This window comes from Brevundimonas sp., assembly GCF_050729455.1.
Taxonomy (GTDB): domain Bacteria; phylum Pseudomonadota; class Alphaproteobacteria; order Caulobacterales; family Caulobacteraceae; genus Brevundimonas.
The window spans coordinates 18,514-34,284 of the sequence record NZ_JBOHLI010000034.1; the positions used below are offsets into that span (position 1 = coordinate 18,514).

General features: G+C 69.7%; 14 protein-coding genes and 1 tRNA gene. 9 read left to right on the forward strand and 6 right to left on the reverse strand.

Going from position 1 to position 15,771, the window contains the following annotated elements:
- Positions 1 to 28 precede the first annotated feature (28 nt).
- A complete protein-coding gene (locus tag ACREEF_RS10010; RefSeq protein ID WP_431565437.1) occupies positions 29 to 904 on the reverse strand; it encodes an isoaspartyl peptidase/L-asparaginase family protein in 876 nt (291 codons plus the stop codon).
- A 112-nt stretch (positions 905 to 1,016) separates the two neighbouring features.
- Between ACREEF_RS10010 and ACREEF_RS10015 the strand changes: the two genes are divergently transcribed.
- The gene (locus tag ACREEF_RS10015) at positions 1,017 to 2,018 is read left to right on the forward strand and encodes an NADPH:quinone oxidoreductase family protein (protein ID WP_431565438.1); all 1,002 of its coding nucleotides are present in this window, start codon (positions 1,017 to 1,019) and stop codon (positions 2,016 to 2,018) included.
- A complete protein-coding gene (locus ACREEF_RS10020; protein ID WP_431565439.1) occupies positions 2,015 to 2,749 on the forward strand; it encodes a 2OG-Fe(II) oxygenase in 735 nt (244 codons plus the stop codon). Before ACREEF_RS10015 ends, ACREEF_RS10020 begins: the two co-directional genes overlap by 4 nt.
- On the opposite strand, the gene ACREEF_RS10025 is transcribed toward ACREEF_RS10020, so the two are convergent.
- A complete protein-coding gene (locus ACREEF_RS10025) occupies positions 2,746 to 3,153 on the reverse strand; it encodes a YkvA family protein (protein WP_431565440.1) in 408 nt (135 codons plus the stop codon). The genes ACREEF_RS10020 and ACREEF_RS10025 overlap by 4 nt on opposite strands.
- A gap of 55 nt (positions 3,154 to 3,208) precedes the next feature.
- Here ACREEF_RS10025 and ACREEF_RS10030 point away from each other — a divergent pair, with 55 nt between their 5' ends.
- The 6 genes from ACREEF_RS10030 (at position 3,209) to ACREEF_RS10055 (ending at position 10,062) form a co-directional block, all read left to right on the forward strand.
- Positions 3,209 to 3,991 (forward strand): SDR family oxidoreductase, encoded by a 783-nt coding sequence (locus ACREEF_RS10030; RefSeq protein WP_431565441.1) that lies wholly within the window; start codon positions 3,209 to 3,211, stop codon positions 3,989 to 3,991.
- Between the two features lie 271 nt (positions 3,992 to 4,262).
- Positions 4,263 to 4,337, forward strand: a tRNA-Gly gene (locus tag ACREEF_RS10035).
- Positions 4,338 to 4,562: 225 nt separating this feature from the next.
- Positions 4,563 to 6,845 carry a TonB-dependent receptor plug domain-containing protein gene (locus tag ACREEF_RS10040; RefSeq protein ID WP_431565442.1) on the forward strand — a complete coding sequence of 761 codons (2,283 nt, stop codon included), beginning with the start codon at positions 4,563 to 4,565 and terminating at the stop codon, positions 6,843 to 6,845.
- Between the two features lie 188 nt (positions 6,846 to 7,033).
- Positions 7,034 to 8,446, forward strand: a complete 1,413-nt coding sequence (lpdA, locus tag ACREEF_RS10045; RefSeq protein WP_431565443.1) for a dihydrolipoyl dehydrogenase — start codon at positions 7,034 to 7,036, stop codon at positions 8,444 to 8,446.
- 141 nt (positions 8,447 to 8,587) lie between these two features.
- Positions 8,588 to 9,202: a hypothetical protein gene (locus ACREEF_RS10050; protein ID WP_431565444.1), complete on the forward strand. Its 615-nt coding sequence runs from the start codon at positions 8,588 to 8,590 to the stop codon at positions 9,200 to 9,202.
- Between the two features lie 68 nt (positions 9,203 to 9,270).
- On the forward strand, positions 9,271 to 10,062 hold the full coding sequence (locus ACREEF_RS10055; RefSeq protein ID WP_431565445.1) for an SDR family oxidoreductase: 792 nt from the start codon (positions 9,271 to 9,273) through the stop codon (positions 10,060 to 10,062).
- Here ACREEF_RS10055 and ACREEF_RS10060 read toward each other — a convergent pair.
- The 4 genes from ACREEF_RS10060 to fsa all read right to left on the reverse strand — a co-directional run bounded on the left by ACREEF_RS10060 (position 10,049) and on the right by fsa (position 13,457).
- A complete protein-coding gene (locus ACREEF_RS10060) occupies positions 10,049 to 11,080 on the reverse strand; it encodes a pepsin/retropepsin-like aspartic protease family protein (RefSeq protein ID WP_431565446.1) in 1,032 nt (343 codons plus the stop codon). The two genes, ACREEF_RS10055 and ACREEF_RS10060, sit on opposite strands and share 14 nt — an antisense overlap.
- A 70-nt stretch (positions 11,081 to 11,150) precedes the next feature.
- Entirely contained in the window at positions 11,151 to 12,095 is a 945-nt protein-coding gene (locus ACREEF_RS10065) for a tyrosine recombinase XerC (protein WP_431565447.1), read from the reverse strand.
- Positions 12,077 to 12,778, reverse strand: coding sequence for a DUF484 family protein (locus ACREEF_RS10070; protein ID WP_431565448.1), 702 nt, complete (start codon positions 12,776 to 12,778; stop codon positions 12,077 to 12,079). Before ACREEF_RS10070 ends, ACREEF_RS10065 begins: the two co-directional genes overlap by 19 nt.
- 25 nt (positions 12,779 to 12,803) lie before the next feature.
- Positions 12,804 to 13,457, reverse strand: coding sequence for a fructose-6-phosphate aldolase (gene fsa, locus ACREEF_RS10075; RefSeq protein ID WP_431565449.1), 654 nt, complete (start codon positions 13,455 to 13,457; stop codon positions 12,804 to 12,806).
- A 30-nt stretch (positions 13,458 to 13,487) separates the two neighbouring features.
- Here fsa and ACREEF_RS10080 point away from each other — a divergent pair, with 30 nt between their 5' ends.
- Complete coding sequence (locus ACREEF_RS10080) at positions 13,488 to 15,650, forward strand: primosomal protein N' (protein WP_431565450.1); 2,163 nt, start codon at positions 13,488 to 13,490, stop codon at positions 15,648 to 15,650.
- Positions 15,651 to 15,771: the final 121 nt, after the last annotated feature.

A 15,771-nucleotide genomic window follows, 5' to 3' on the forward strand; every position in this document is an offset into this window, starting at 1 on the left:
ATGAAGCGCGGCCGTGCGGCGCCGAGCCCTATCGCCCGAACACCTCGACCCCGACCTCGCCGTCCGTGGTCAGCCAGGCGCGCTTCATGCCCTGGCTGTTGAAGGGGTGGGCGATATTGCCCTCGCGGTCCAGGGCGATCAGGCCGCCGTCGCCGCCCAGGCCGCCGATGCGGTCGATGGTCGCCTGCGACGCTTCGGCCAAAGACTGGCCGGCGGCCACGCCGAAGGCGGTGCGCGCGGCGGCGGCGACGCGGATGAAATACTCGCCCTGACCGGTGCAGGACACGGCGGCGCTGTCGTCGGCCCAGGTGCCGGCGGCGGGGATGGGGGTGTCGCCGACGCGGCCCGGCATCTTGCCGAAGACGCCCGCGGTAGAGGTGGCGGCGGCGAGGCGGCCCTGGCTGTCCAGCACGCAGCAGCCGACGGTGCCGTGGCTCAGGCCGCCGGGCGGATGATTGTCCTCGCCCTGGCCGGCGCGGGTGAACCAGGCCTCTTCGTCGCCGATCGGCTCCAGCCCCTGGTCGTGGGCGAACAGGGCGGCGCCCTCGCCCGCCAGCATGACGTGGGGGGTGCGGTCCATCACGGCGCGGGCGGCGACGACCGGGTTGCGGAAACCCTGCAGGGCCGCGACGGCGCCGGCCTTGCCGCTCGCGCCGTCCATCAGGCTGGCGTCCAGCTCATAGGCCCCGGCCAGGTTGGGCGAGGCGCCGCGACCAGCGACATAGAGGCCGGAGTCTTCCAGCATGACCACGGCCTCGACGGCCACGTCGACGGCGGAGGCCCCGGCGTCCAACCGCGCCTTCATCGCTTCGACCACCTGACGCATGTGCACGACCTCGGCGTCGTAGTTGCGCTCGCGCCGGGCCCCGGCGCCGCCGTGGAGGATGAGGGCGGTTCGCGCCATGGTCGTCTCCTGAAACTCGGATCGCCCTCTTTGCATCGGGCCGCGCGCTGATTAGCGTCGCAATCGTGTCGGCGCCATGGCCCGACGGGGGATCTACGGGAAAAGAGACGTCATGCGTGCAGTATTGTCCAAGGCCGCCGGCGGCCCTGATAGCCTTGTCGTCGAAGAGGTCATGGACCCCACGCCCAAGCCGGGCGAGGTGGTGATCGAGGTCAAGGCTGTGGGGATCAACTATCCCGACACCCTGATCATCGAGGACAAGTACCAGTTCAAACCCGAGCGCCCCTTCTCGCCGGGCGCCGAGGTGGCGGGCGTGGTCGATGCCGTGGGCGAGGGTGTCAAGGGCGTGTTCCGCGGCGACCGTGTCATCGCCGTGCCCGGCTGGGGCGGTCTGGTGGAACGTCTGGCGGTTCCGGCCTCCAGCCTGATCCCCATGCCCGACGGCATGAGCTTCGAGGAAGCCGCCGCCCTGACCATGACCTACGGCACCAGCTACTACGCCCTGAAGGACCGGGCGAAGCTGCAGCCGGGCGAGACCCTGCTGGTGCTGGGCGCGGCGGGGGGCGTGGGCGCCGCCGCCGTCGAGCTGGGCAAGGCCATGGGGGCGCGCGTGGTCGCCGCCGCGTCGACCAACGACAAGGTGGAGTTCGCCCTGGAGCTGGGGGCCGACAACGGCCTGATCTATCCGTCCGGCCCGATGGACAAGGCGGCGCAGAAGGCCCTGTCGGGCGAACTGAAGCTGGCCACGGGCCGCGACGGCGCCGACGTGGTCTATGACGCGGTCGGCGGCGACTACGCCGAGCCGGCCCTGCGCGCCATGGACTGGAACGGCCGCTATCTGGTGGTCGGCTTCCCGGCGGGCATTCCGTCCTTGCCGCTGAACCTGACCCTGCTGAAGTCGGTCTCGGTGATCGGGGTCTTCTGGGGCGCGGCGGTGGCCCGTGATCCCCAGGCCCACGCCGCCAACATGGCCGAGCTGATGCAGCTGTGGAAGGACGGCAAGATCAAGCCGCGCGTCAGCCGCACCTATCCGCTGGAGGACGCCCATGACGCCATCAAGGCCCTGGGCGACCGTCAGGCGCTGGGCAAGATCGTGGTCGTGACCGAGGGATGAGCGAAGTGCTGAAATTGGCGGTCGGCGAGGTCGAGTTCGCCGCCGCCGCCGACCGTCTGGCCCGCACCGGGCGCACCCGCGTCCCCGGCCTGTTCGGCGACGGGGCCGAGGCCCTGCACGCCGCCGTGACCACGCCGGACCAGGCCTGGGTCCGCACCTTCCTCAATCCGCTGGGGGCCGACATCCCGGTGGCGACGCTGGACGCCTCCTCGCCTGAGGATCAGGCCCATGTGACGCAGCAGGCCTACGCCGGGGCGACCGAGGGGCTGCAGTTCCTGTTCGACCGCCTGCGGCTCGGCCCGGCGCGCGAGGCCGGCATGGCCACGCCGCAGATCCTGTTCGACCTGCTGGATATGTTCAACACCGAGGCCTTCCTGGATTTCGCCCGGCGCCTGACCGGCGACGACCGCATCGCCTTTTCCGACGGCCAGGTGACGCGCTACCTGCCGGGGCATTTCCTCAACCGGCACAGCGACGCCAACGCCAAGACCGAGCGGCTCTACGCCTATGTGCTGAACCTGTCGCCGGGCTGGCGGGCGGAGTGGGGCGGCCTGCTGCAATTCCTCGACGAGGGCGGCGAGATCACCGAGACCTTCACGCCCAGCTTCGGCGCCCTGAACGTCTTCGCCGTGCCGCAGATGCACGCGGTCTCGACCGTCGCGCCGTTCGCCGGCGGGCCGCGCTATTCCGTCACCGGTTGGTGGCGGGCCAAGCCGCTCGATCGAGGCTAGGTCTCGGCCTCGTCTCGGACGCGCTTCAGCGCCGCCTCGGCCTGTTCATGGTGCTTGCGCTTCACATGGGCGCCCAGGGTGGCCAGGACGGCGGCGATCACCGCCGCGTCGTCGGTGAAGCCGATGCCGGCGAAGAGGTCGGGAATGGCGTCGACGGGCATGACGAAATAGGCCAGCGCCCCCAGCATGACCCCCTTGGCGGCGATGGGGGTCTTGGGATCCTGCGTGGCGTACCAGGCGGCCAGGGCCTGACCCGCGAAGGGGATGCGCGACGCGGTGCTGCGGAGCTTGGGCCAGAAGCCTTTTCTCACGCGCATCTCATTGACCCTCTGCACCGTCGGGACCAGAGCCTTTTCCGGGTCGATGGCGTCGGTGGGGGAAGCAGGTTTGGCTTTGGCGGTCATGGCCGCTAAATCCTCGCGCAGACACTCAGTTCACCAGAATATAGGGACGATCTTCATGAAACTCGACGGTTCGATTGCGGCGGTGGTGACGGGCGGGGCTTCGGGCCTGGGCGAAGGCACGGCGCGCGCCCTGGCGGCGAGGGGCGTCAAGGTCGCCCTGTTCGACCTGAACGAGGAGCGCGGCGAGGAGATCGCCCGGGAAATCGGCGGCGTCTTCTGCAAGGTGGACGTGACCTCGGACGAGAGCGTCGCCGCCGGCTTCGTCAAGGCCCGCGCCGCCCACGGCCAGGAGCGCCTGACCGTCAACTGCGCCGGCATCGCCACCGGCCAGAAGACCGTCAGCCGCAAGCGCGACACCGGCGAGGTCCGCTCGCACGACATGGCCTCCTTCGAGCGCACCGTCTCGATCAACCTGTTCGGCACCTTCCGCGTCCTGTCGCAATCGGCCCTGGGCATGGTCCAGGCCGAGCCGATGGCCGACGGCGAGCGCGGCCTGATCGTCAACACCGCCTCGGTCGCGGCCCAGGACGGCCAGATCGGCCAGGCGGCCTATTCGGCGTCGAAGGGCGGCGTCTACGCCATGACCCTGCCGGTCGCGCGCGATCTGGCCCAGGACGGCGTGCGTGTGAACACCATCCTGCCCGGCATCATGTGGACGCCGATGATGGCCGGCATGGACCAGAAGGTTCAGGACAGCCTGGCCGCCGCCATTCCCTTCCCCAGCCGACTCGGCACCCCGGCCGATTACGCCGCCCTGGCCCTGCACCTGGCCGAGAACGTCTACATCAACGGCGAATGCATCCGTCTGGACGGGGCCATTCGTCTGGCGCCGCGCTGATAGCGCGACGCGAAGGGCGCTAACGCTCGCCGCGCGGCGGCTCGCTGCTTGAGCGGGCTGGCGCGCGGGTCTGATTTGCAGAGACTGTTTCAGGCGGCCCTCGCGGTTTTCCTTTCGGGGGTGTTGCAGGGGTGTTTCGTTTGAAATTTCAGGACTATTCGAAAAAGAGCGGGGGATAGCCTGAAAAACCAAAAAGGGGGTTGCGCGGTCTGAGAAGGGTCGGCTAAAAGCCCCTCCTCGACGGGGCGCAGCACACTGCTCCCTACGGAGTGCGGGCGTAGCTCAGTGGTAGAGCACAACCTTGCCAAGGTTGGGGTCGGGCGTTCGAATCGCCTCGCCCGCTCCATGTCGAGACTGGGAACACGGGGTCCGATCGCAAGATCGGGCCCCGTTTCGCATTTCAGCCCCCTGCATCGAAACGCTCAGCTTGCAGACCGATTGTCGCCGGACGGTCGGCAAACCAGCGAATCCTCTTCGCGAAACCGTCGCGGCCGCGTCGCTGCATCCGGTTAGCGAGCCCGACAGCGAACGGCCGCGCTTGAGCCCGCTCGCATCTTCGGGGATCGACATCATGAAACTGGGTCTTCTGCTGGGCGCCGCCGTCGCCCCTCTCGCCCTTGCGGGCGCCGCCAGCGCCGAGGCCGTTCGCGCGCCGGACTATAGCGACGGCCCGGTCACGGCGGTGGCCGAGGTCATCGTCACGGGGCGTCCGGTGCTGCGCAACCGCACGGACGACGCGGCGCCGACCCTGTCCTACGACCTGGAGTATTTCCAGCGCTTCGAGCCTCTGACCGCCGGCGACGCCCTGAAGCGCGTGCCCTCGGTCGCCTTCCTGTCGGATGTGCTGGAGTACGACGGCGTGCGCCTGCGCGGCCTGGACTCGGGCTACACCCAGATCCTGATCAACGGCGAGCGCGTGCCGGGCGCGGGCGTCGACCGCTCCTTCTTCGTCGACCGCATCCCCGCTGAACTGATCGAGCGGGTCGAGGTGGTGCGCTCCTCTTCGGCCAACCGCTCGGGCGACGCGGTCGCGGGCGCCGTCAACATCGTGCTGCGCGACGCCCTGTCGCTGGACGGCGGCTATGTCCGCGCCGGCGCCCTGATGTTCGACGACAGCGAATACGGCCAGTGGGGCGGGACCTTCGGCGCCGTCTGGGGCGGCCAGGTCGGGCCGGGCCGCCTGCTGGTCGGCGCCAATGTTCAGGATCGCCGCAACCCCAAGGTCAAGTTCAGCCAGCGCTTCGACGCGCCGGGCGGCGCGCTCCAGAACGTCGAGGCCCAGACCGACGTTCGCGACGGCGCCGACTATTCGTTCAACGCCGCCTATCAGGTGGACGTGGCCGGCGGCGAGCTGGCCCTGTCGGGCCTGTTCGTCCGCACCGACCGCTTCCAGGACGAGGACTCGCTGGAGTACCGCAACGGCGTTCAGAACCAGGCCAACCTGCTGTCGATCAACGATAACGACCTGGACATCCTGACCGACAACCTGTCGCTGGACGCCCGCTACAGCCGCGACATGTTCGGCGGCAAGACCAAGATCAAGCTCGGCTACGCCATGATCGACGACGATCAGTACGAGTTTGAGAACGAGTCGGAATACCTGCGCGACGGCACGCCCTATCCGGACGAGGACCGCTTCACCGCCGACGCCACGGACGTCCGGATCAAGGACGAGGAGTGGTCGGGCGCCGTCGAGCACAAGCGCGACCTGAACGGCCTGACCCTGGACGTCGGCGTCCAGTGGGCGATGAAGGAGCGCGACAGCCTGATCCTTGAGGCCCCGCGCATCCGCTTCAACGTGCCGAATGCGCCGGGCGTGCGTCCGACCGTCCCGCCCTTCGGCGCCTTTGCGGCCATGCCGGGCGGCGACAGCCTGATCGAGGAAACCCGCGTCGACCCCTATGTCATGCTGTCGGGCGACCGCGGCGCGCTGAAGTGGGAGGCGGGTCTGCGCTATGAGACCACGGACGTCGCCATCACCGACGAGACGGCCGACGCCGCCGACCGCGTGACCGACGTGGACTACGGCTTCCTGCTGCCCTCGGCCAGCCTGCGCTACCGCCTGAACGACACCGACCGGCTGATCGTCTCGGCGGCCCGCACGGTGCGTCGTCCCAGCTTCGACCGTCTGTCGCCCGCCCTTCTGGAAGAAGAGTTCGGCGACAGCGACTTCATCGGCAACCCGAACCTGAAGCCGGAATCGGCCTGGGGCGTGGACGTCGGCTTCGAGCGCCAGCTGGGCCGTCGCGGCGTGGTCGGGATCAACGCCTTCTACCGCTCGATCTCGGACCTGGTGGAAGAGGTCAACACCGGCGACGAAGGTAGCGCCGGTCCGGGGACCTTCATCTACACCGTCGACAACGTCGGCGACGGCAAGGTCTGGGGCGTCGAGTTCGACCTGTCCACCCCGCTGGACTTCATCGGCATGGAGACGACCGGCGTCTTCCTCAACTACTCGTGGCTGGACAGCGAGGTCGAGGACTTCATGGGCGCGCGCCGCTTCAACAGCCAGTCGGACTATGTGCTGAACTTCGGCTTCACCCACGACATCCCGACCTGGGGCGCGGCCTTCGGCGCCACCTACCGCAAGCAGGGCGAGGCCGCGGCCCGCGTCCTGGCCGAGGAGGTCCGCACCGCCTACGGCGCCGATCTGGAGGTCTTCCTCGAGAAGCGCGTGGCCAGCAACGTCGTGGTGCGCCTGACCGGCTCCAACCTGCTGAACGCCTCCAAGGACGAGGTGTTCGACAAGTTCGCCAGCGTCCAGGATCAGATCGACCGGTCCTACGACGAGTATGAGCTGGAAACCGAAAAGGGCGGCCCGGTCTATCAACTGGTGGCGCGCGTCGCCTTCTGAGGCGGCTGAACCCTGCGACCGGGCCGGGCGGCGACGCCCGGCTCTTTTTGCGCTTGAAGCTTTGGCTTTCGTCGGCATGGCCCCGGCGAGGATCACGGCCTATATGGAGCCTGGCGGTTGACCCCGCCGGGGTCGGCGCTAGTGTCCGCGCCGCTCCTTCCCAGCGCCAGACCGATCAGAGGAATTCCATGGCCGACGCCGCTCCCCAGACCTACGACGTGGTGATCATCGGCGGCGGGCCGGGCGGCTACAACGCCGCCATTCGCGCCGGCCAGCTGGGTCTGAAGGTCGCCATTATCGAAATGCGCGCCACGCTGGGCGGCACCTGCCTGAACGTCGGCTGCATGCCGTCCAAGGCCCTGCTGCACGCCTCGGAGCTGTATGAGGCCGCCAACACCGAATTCGCCGGCATCGGCATCGAGGTGAAGCCCAAGCTGAACCTGGGCCAGATGCACAAGGCCAAGGACGACAGCGTCGAAGCCCTGACCAAGGGCATCGAATTCCTGATGAAGAAGAACAAGGTCGTCTGGCTCAAGGGCCGCGGCCGCATCGCAGGTCCGAACAAGGTCGAGGTCGAGGCCGCCGACGGCGCCAAGACCACCTATGAGACCAGGAACATCGTCATCGCCACCGGCTCCGAGCCGACCCCGCTGCCGGGCGTCGCCTTCGAGGACGGCAAGGTGATCGACTCGACCGGCGCCCTGTTCCTGCCCAAGGTTCCGAAACACCTGATCGTCATCGGCGCGGGCGTCATCGGCCTGGAGCTGGGTTCGGTCTGGCGTCGTCTGGGCGCGCAAGTGACCGTGGTCGAGTTCCTCGACAAGGTCGGCGCCGGCATGGACGCCGAGGTGGCTGTCGCCTTCCAGCGCGGTCTGACCAAGCAGGGCATGACCTTCCGCATGGGCACGAAGGTGACCGGCGCGACCTCGACCAAGGACGGCGTCGAACTGACGATCGAGCCTTCCGCCGGCGGCGCGGCTGAAACCCTGAAGGGCGACGTGGTTCTGGTGGCCATCGGCCGCCGCCCCTACACCGCCGGTCTGGGTCTGGAGACGGTCGGCATCGAGACCGACAAGCGCGGCGTCATCCCGAATAACCACTTCAAGACCACGGCGCCGGGCGTCTGGGTCATCGGCGACGTCACCTATGGCCCCATGCTGGCGCACAAGGCCGAGGAAGACGCCGTGGCGGTCATCGAACTGATCGCCGGCAAGCCGGGCCACGTCGACTACGACCTGGTCCCCAGCGTCATCTACACCGGCCCGGAAGTGGCCTGGGTCGGCAAGAACGAAGAGCAGCTGAAGGCCGCAGGCGTCGCCTTCAAGAAGGGCAAGTTCCCCTTCGCCGCCAACAGCCGCGCCAAGATCAACCACGAGACCGAGGGCTTCGTGAAGGTCCTGGCCGACGCCACGACCGACAAGGTCCTGGGCGTGCATATCTACGGCCCGCAAGCCGGCGAGCTGATCGGCGAAGCCTGCATGACGATGGCCTTCGGCGGTTCGTCGGAAGACATCGCCCGCACCTGCCACTCGCACCCGACCCGCTCGGAAGCCGTCCGCCAGGCGGCCATGGCCGTCGAAGGCTGGGCCATGCAGGCCTAAGGCCAGGCCCTCAGCCCGAACGCATTACGGCGCGCTCCGCAAGGGGCGCGCCGTTTTCGTTTGGTGGGCGTCGCATGTCGGTGTTGACCGCTGTTATATCTGCATCGAAGCTCCGCAGTCGTGTCACTCATGGAGCGACGGATGAAGGGTTTTCAAATCGCTGCGTGGATGGCGACTATCGCTGTTTGCGCGCCGGGATCGACGGTCGCGAGTGGTCCCTTTGACCCGGACGAACTCGTCCGGTTGGCTGACCGTTACTGTCTTGGGCCCGATGGCGACCATGAATGGACGTGGGCGCTAGCGACGCATGATGGGTTCAGCCCGCTTTCGCCCGACGGCTTTTCCGGGTTGCGTCTGCCGGCGGCCCGCCAGCTCAGAGGTTTCGAGAAAACCATCGACGGCGCCAAGGTTCGCATCCTCACCGCCAACAACCGGATTTCAGGGGGCGGCGTCGGCCGCTCCTATTTTCATCTTTGCTGGGTGAGCGCCGAGCCGACGGATAGGCGAAGCGTCGATGCGGCGCTTCGCTCATTCCTAGACGTTGGACGCATCCGGCAGGAGGGGGCCTTTGCCTACCTCTGGATACCGCAGGACGATGGCACGCGTGGCAGGGTGAGCCGAAAGTCCTTCAATCTTCGGGGGCACGCTCTCGCGCGCGAAGAAGGTATGCGCATGGCGTTGACCAATAACGTCGGCCTGATGGTTGCGGTGACCTACATGCGCGCCGTCGATGATTGCGCAGACTGGTGCTACTGACTCCTCGTAATTAGGCACGTCCATGACCATGTCGGGCGCTGACCTTTCCACGGCATTGGATCATCTTCATGGACCTTCAACTCACCGGCAAGCGGGCCCTGATCTGCGGGGGCTCCAGCGGCCTGGGGCGGGCGGTGGCGACCGCGCTGGTGGCCGAGGGGGCGCAGGTGGCCCTGCTGTCGCGCGACGCGGTCAAGCTGCAGGCCGTGGCCGACGACTTGAACGCCATGGGGCCGGGGCGGGCGGTCATCGCCCCCGCCGATCTGGCGGATCACGAGGGGCTGCTGAAGGCGGTGGACGGGGCCGAGGCCGCTCTGTGCGGGCCGATCCAGATCCTGCTGAACAACACCGGCGGGCCGCCGCCGTCGGGCGTCAACGGGCTGGACCCCTCCGTCTGGCGCGACCACTTCGAGTCCATGGTGCTGTCGGTCTTCCGGCTGACCGACCGGGTGTTGCCGGGGATGCGGGCCATGGGCTGGGGGCGCATTCTCAACGTCGCCTCCATCACCGTGATCGAGCCGGTCGGGACGCTGGGCGTGTCCAACACCCTGCGCGCCTCGGTGGCGGCCTGGGCCAAGACCCTGGCGGGCGAGGTCGCGGCCAATGGGGTGACGGTCAACACCCTGCTGCCGGGCCGCATCGACACCCCGCGCATCGAGCGTCTGGACGCCGCCCGCGCCGCTGCCACCGGGGTCGAGCCGGCCGAGGCCCGCGCGGAATCCGTCAAGTCCATCCCCGCCGGCCGCATCGGCACGACCGAAGAGTTCGGCGCCGTCGCCGCCTTCCTGGCCAGTCCCCTGGCCGGCTATGTCACCGGCTCGCTGATCCGCGTGGACGGCGGGGCCGTCAGGGCGATCTGACGGCGGGGGGCGGCGGGCGTCTCAGCAGGCCGCCGAAGGCGATGCGCGACTGGCCGTAGTCCAGGGTGATGCGGCTGAACCGGGTCAGGATGTCGGCCCCCAGCAGCAGGGCGGGTCGCTCGATCAGGCCCAACACCTGAAAGGCGTGCAGGTCGCCGAACAGCAGGGGCGTGGGGCCCATCTCGCGTCGCGCCAGCCGCAGGCGCGAGACGGCCCCGCTGTCCACCATCAGCGACTGCCCGATGACGCCGTAGACCCGGACCTGCTGACGCGCAGCGGGCCCGACGCGGGCGTCCACGGCCCGCATCAGGGCCAGGTTGCCGATCGAATACTGGGCGCCGCTGTCGATGAAGGCCACGGCGTCGACGCCGTCCGCCTGGACATTGGTCAGGATCAACTGGCCGAAGCGGCCGGTGCGGGTGTCGGTGATGTCGTTGCGGACCCGGCTGGCGCGACCGAAGGCGATGCCGCGCGCCACCACGTCCGGCCCCGAGGGCGCCAGCATCACCCGCCGCTGGCGCAGTTCAAGCGTCAGCCGGAAGCGCGACAGGACGTCCAGTCCCAGCAGGCCGTCGGCGCCGAGGAGCTCATGGGGAAAGACCGGCGGGGTCATATTGGTGAAGCGCCGGCCGGAAAAATCCAGATGCGGCAGTTCGACGGTGCGGACCACCTCGGCCGCCGTAATGCCGTGGACCAGGATGGGCGGGCCGGGGCGCAGGTTGAGTTCGGCCGCCAGTCGGTCCGAGATGGCGGTGCGTTCGGCGCCGGTGTCGATGACGAACAGGGGCTCGCGGAGGCCGCCGACATTCACCTTGACGCCCATCCGGGTCAGCAGGTTTTCGAGCAGGCGAGCGGTCTCGTCCGGTTCGGGCAGGGCCGGGGTGGCGGGAACCTGCGCGGGCGCGGGCTGGGTTTGGGCGCCGACGTCGCGACCAAGGGCCAGGGCGACCGCTCCGCCGGCCGTCAGGGCGAGCGCGGCTCGGCGGGAGGGCGGAAGGCAGGAATCCGTTAGGCGCAAAAGACGTGTCTCCCCACACCGCGACCGATCCCCGCCGCGATACTAGGCGCCTTTTCGTCCGTCTGGATAGTCAGGCTCTCGGGTGGGCTCCGGCGTAGGCGGCCAGCAGGCGGGCGGCGTCGACCTGGGTGTATTTCTGGGTGGTCGACAGGCTGGCGTGGCCCAGCAGCTCCTGGATCGATCGCAGGTCGGCTCCGGCCCCCAGCAGGTGGGTGGCGAAGCTGTGACGCAGGGCGTGGGGGGTGGCCGAGGCAGGCAGGCCGAGGCGGCCGCGCAGGCGCTGGACCGTGGCCTGGACGTGGCGCGGGCTGAGCGGCCCGCCGCGCCTGGCGCGGAACATGGGTTGGTCGGCCTCGAGGATGAAGGGCTGCTGGGCCAGATAGGCGTCCACCGCCTCGCGCACCTGGGGCAGGACCGGGGCCAGCCGCATCTTGCCGCCCTTGCCGGTGATGCGCAGGGCGTCGGGCAGGGGGGTGTCGGCGCGTTTCAGCGACAGGGCCTCGGAAATGCGCAGGCCGCAGCCGTAGAGCAGGGTCAGGACGGCGCGGTCGCGCGCGGCCTCCCATGGCTCGGCGTCGGGGTCGGTCTCGGGTTCGTGCAGCAGACCGCGCGCCTGATCCTCGCTGACCGGGCGGGGCAGGGAAGGCTTCACGCGCGGGCCGCGCACCAGGGCCAGCTGCGGCGCGGGCGTGCCGCAGCGCCGGTCGAGGAAGCTGTGGAAGCCCCGAATGGCGGCCAGGGTCTGGCTGAGCGAGCGGGCGTTCAGCGGGCGGTCGCCGCTGCGGCGCTCGGCCAGATGGGCGCGAACCTCGGCGGCGGTGACGGCGCCGAGGTCGGCTAGCGACTGCGCCCCGCCGCGATGGCGTTCGAGAAAGGCGACATACAGCCGCCCGATGTGGCCATAGGCCTCCAGCGTGCGCGGCGACAGGCGACGCTCGTGCGCCAGATGCTCGAGCCAGGCGAGGAGGGCTTCCGGGGCGGTCAGGCCTGAAGCGCTTAGACCTGCGTCGGCCATCGCTCGGCCATGCGTTCCACCACCCGGGTGATGAAGGCCACCAGTTCGCAGCCCATGGCCGGGGTGAAGCCGTCGTCCTCATGCGAGCCGAAGGCGCACAGGGCGGGGCGGGCGCCGTCGGCGCCGGGCAGATGCAGGCTCATGCGCACCAGGGCCACCGACTTCACCTCGCCCTCGGCGGGGCCGAACAGGTCCAGACCGGTGAAGTTGGGTCCCAGCCATTCCAGACCGTCGTCGCCCAGCAGGGCGTCGACGCGGCCCGGCTCCAGCGACTTCCAGCCGAAGGGCGTGGCGCCGGGCTTTTCAATGGCGATGGCGCCGCCGGCCAGACCGAAGCGGGCCTGGGACGTGGCGTCCAGCTGACGCGACAGCTCGGCGTGGCTGGTCGCCTCCATCAGGTCCAGGGCCGAGACGTGGGTCTGGGTCTGGGCGGCGAAGTTGGCGCGGGCGATCTCTTCGATCTGCTTGCGGGCGCCGGCCTCGCGCTGGACCACGGCCTCCAGCCGGGTCAGGGCGGCGCGGCCGAAATCGACCACGTTGCGGCCGGTGGCGCGCAGGCCCAGTTCTTCGAGAAGGGTGCGGTCGTCCAGCAGACGATCCGGGTGGGCGTGCAGCCAGGCCCGCACCTCGGGCCAGTGAAGGCCCTCGGCGGCGTCAGGAGAGAGGTCCAGGGAAGTGCTCAAACAGGACCTCTTTCCGGGGTCGGCGTTACAGGATGGACTGACCGGACTTGCCCCAGTCGGCCAGGAAGGCATCAAGCCCCTTGTCGGTTAACGGGTGCTTGACCAAACCCTTGAAAACGTCGGTCGGCAGGGTGGCGGCGTCGGCCCCGGCGATGGCGGCGGCCGAGACGTGGCCGGGGTTGCGCAGGCTGGCGGCCAGGATTTCGGTGTCGAAATCATGGATGTCGTAGAGGGCGCGGATTTCCTCCAGCAGGCCCACGCCGTCGGCGCCGTGGTCTTCCAGACGGCCAACGAAGGGCGAGATGAAGGTGGCGCCGGCCTTGGCGGCCAGCATGGCCTGGGCGGCCGAGAAGCACAGGGTGACGTTGGTCTTGATCCCCTTGTCGGCGAAGGCCCGCGTGGCGCGCAGGCCGTCCCAGGTCAGGGGCAGCTTGACGACCACGTTGGGGGCGATGGCGGCCAGCTTGTCGCCCTCCTTGACCATGGTCTCGAAATCGGTCGCCACGGCCTCGGCGGAAATCGGCCCCTCGACGAGGGCGCAAATCTCAGCGATGACCTCGGCGATGTTCCGACCCGACTTGGCGATCAGCGACGGATTGGTGGTGACGCCGTCCACCATCCCGGTGGGCAGCAGGTCCTTGATGACGGCGACGTCGGCGGTGTCGAGAAAGAGTTTCATGACCGGGTTTCTACCCCTTCAGGACGCGCGGTGAAAGTCGCCTCCGTCCTCATTCCCCTGCCGGTGCCCGAGGCCTTCGATTACGAGGTCCCGGAGGGGGTGACGCTTGTGCGCGGCGATCAGGTGATGGTGCCCCTGGGCCCGCGTCTGATCCGGGGCGTCGCCGCCGAAGTGTTCGAGACCACGGGATCGAACCGGCGGCTGAAGGCGATCGATCAGGTGCTGAGCGAGCATCGCCTGCCGGAACGGACCCTGGACTTCGTCGAATGGGCGGCGCGCTGGACGCTCAGCCCGCCGGGCGAGATGGCGGCCACGGCCTTGAAGGGCCTGCGCGCCCCCCGGCCCCGGCCCGAGCGGCGGGTGAAGCGGGTCGAGGGCCGCAGCCCGGCCCGCCCCACGGCGACGCGGACGGCGGTGCTGGAGGCCCTGGGCCAACGGTCGATGACCGGCGCCGATCTGGCCCGCGCGGCCAATGTCTCGGCGGGCGTGGTCAAGGGACTGGTCGACGAGGGCGTGCTGACGGTTATCGAGATCGAGGCGGTCGCCGCCTTCGACGCCCCGGATCCCGACCATGCCCCGGCGACCCTGAACCCGGATCAGGCGGCTTCGGCCACGGTCATTGCGGACGCGGTGGCCAAGGGCGGCTTCGCGCCCTTTCTGCTGGACGGGGTGACAGGCTCGGGCAAGACCGAGGCCTATCTGGAGGCGGCGGCGCGAGCCTTGCGCGCCGACCCGGCGGCGCAGGTGCTGATCCTGCTGCCCGAAATCGCCCTGACCCAGGCGGTGATCGAGCGCATCGCCGCCCGCTTCGGCGTCGCGCCCGCTGAATGGCACTCTGGTGTCGCTGCGCCGCGTCGGCGCCAGGTCTGGGAGGCGGTGGTCGCCGGGCGCTGCAACATCGTGGTCGGGGCCCGTTCGGCCCTGTTTCTGCCCTACGCCAACCTGCGGCTGGTGGTGGTGGACGAGGAGCATGACGGCTCGTTCAAGCAGGAAGAGGGGCTGGTCTATCACGGCCGCGACCTGGCCGTGGCCCGCAGCCGGATCGAGGGCGCGACCGTGGTCCTGGCCTCGGCCACCCCGTCGCTGGAGACGTTGTGGAACGCGCGTCAGGGCCGCTACGGCTGGCTGAAGCTGGCGGCGCGGCACGGGGCGGCGGTGCTGCCGGACATCGATCTGGTCGACCTGCGCACCTGTCCGCCCGACCCGCAGACCTGGCTGTCCCAGCCGCTGCGCGACGCCATCGGCGAGACCTTCGCCAAGGGCGAGCAGAGCCTGCTGTTCCTCAACCGTCGCGGCTACGCCCCGGTGGTGCTGTGCCGCGCCTGCGGGCATCGTTTGACCGCGCCGGACACGGACAGCTGGCTGGTCGAGCATCGCTACACCGGGCGGCTGGTCTGCCACCTGACCGGCTTCTCCATGGCCAAGCCCAAGGCCTGTCCGTCGTGCGGAGCCGAGGATTCGCTGGTCCCGGTCGGGCCGGGGGTCGAGCGGGTCGAGGAGGAGGTGCGCCGTCTCTTCCCCGAAGCCCGCACCGCCATCTTCAGCTCCGACACCGTGCCGGACGGCCAGTCGGCCCGCGCCCTGATCCAGTCGATGGCCGAGGGCGAGATCGACATTCTGGTGGCGACGCAGGCTGCCGCTAAGGGCCACAACTTCCCGCGCCTGACCTTGGTGGGGGTGGTGGACGCCGATCTGGGCCTGCGCGGCGGCGACCTGCGCGCGGCGGAACGCACCTATCAACTGCTGGCTCAGGCCACGGGCCGGGCCGGGCGGGCGGACAAGCCGGGCCGCGCCCTGCTGCAGACCTGGACGCCCGAACACCCGGTGCTGATGGCCTTGGCGGCGGGCGACCGCGACGCCTTCGTCGAGGCCGAGATGGGCGAGCGCGAGGCGGCGTCCCTGCCGCCGCACGGCCGTCTGGCGGCGATCATCCTGTCCAGCGAGAACGCCATGGCGGTGGAGAAGGTCGCCCGCGACCTGGCTGAGGCCATTCCCAACGCCGAGCGGCTGGAGGTTTATGGCCCCGCCGACGCGCCCCTGGCCCTGGTGAGGGGGCGCCGCCGCAAGCGGCTGCTGGTCCGGGCCGACCGCGACGTCAACCTGCAGGCCTTCCTGCGCGCCTGGCTGGCGCGGGTGAAGGTGCCGGCCTCGGTGCGGCTGACGGTGGACGTGGACCCCTATAGTTTCCTGTAGGGGCGCTATCGCTCGCGACGCGGTCGCTTGCTGCTTGAGCGCAGGCGGGCCTGCTTGGGGGGAGCGTGCATTCGCGCTCAAGCAGCGAGCCGCCGCGCGGCGAGCGCTAGCGCCCCTAAAA

What these genes read in the sequence shown, in the direction of transcription:
- ACREEF_RS10010 (WP_431565437.1), bottom strand. Translation starts at nt 904, where the DNA reads ATGGCGCGAACCGCCCTCATCCTCCACGGCGGCGCCGGGGCCCGGCGC.
- ACREEF_RS10015 (WP_431565438.1), top strand. Translation starts at nt 1,017, where the DNA reads ATGCGTGCAGTATTGTCCAAGGCCGCCGGCGGCCCTGATAGCCTTGTC.
- ACREEF_RS10020 (WP_431565439.1), top strand. Translation starts at nt 2,015, where the DNA reads ATGAGCGAAGTGCTGAAATTGGCGGTCGGCGAGGTCGAGTTCGCCGCC.
- ACREEF_RS10025 (WP_431565440.1), bottom strand. Translation starts at nt 3,153, where the DNA reads ATGACCGCCAAAGCCAAACCTGCTTCCCCCACCGACGCCATCGACCCG.
- ACREEF_RS10030 (WP_431565441.1), top strand. Translation starts at nt 3,209, where the DNA reads ATGAAACTCGACGGTTCGATTGCGGCGGTGGTGACGGGCGGGGCTTCG.
- ACREEF_RS10040 (WP_431565442.1), top strand. Translation starts at nt 4,563, where the DNA reads ATGAAACTGGGTCTTCTGCTGGGCGCCGCCGTCGCCCCTCTCGCCCTT.
- lpdA (WP_431565443.1), top strand. Translation starts at nt 7,034, where the DNA reads ATGGCCGACGCCGCTCCCCAGACCTACGACGTGGTGATCATCGGCGGC.
- ACREEF_RS10050 (WP_431565444.1), top strand. Translation starts at nt 8,588, where the DNA reads ATGAAGGGTTTTCAAATCGCTGCGTGGATGGCGACTATCGCTGTTTGC.
- ACREEF_RS10055 (WP_431565445.1), top strand. Translation starts at nt 9,271, where the DNA reads ATGGACCTTCAACTCACCGGCAAGCGGGCCCTGATCTGCGGGGGCTCC.
- ACREEF_RS10065 (WP_431565447.1), bottom strand. Translation starts at nt 12,095, where the DNA reads ATGGCCGACGCAGGTCTAAGCGCTTCAGGCCTGACCGCCCCGGAAGCC.
- fsa (WP_431565449.1), bottom strand. Translation starts at nt 13,457, where the DNA reads ATGAAACTCTTTCTCGACACCGCCGACGTCGCCGTCATCAAGGACCTG.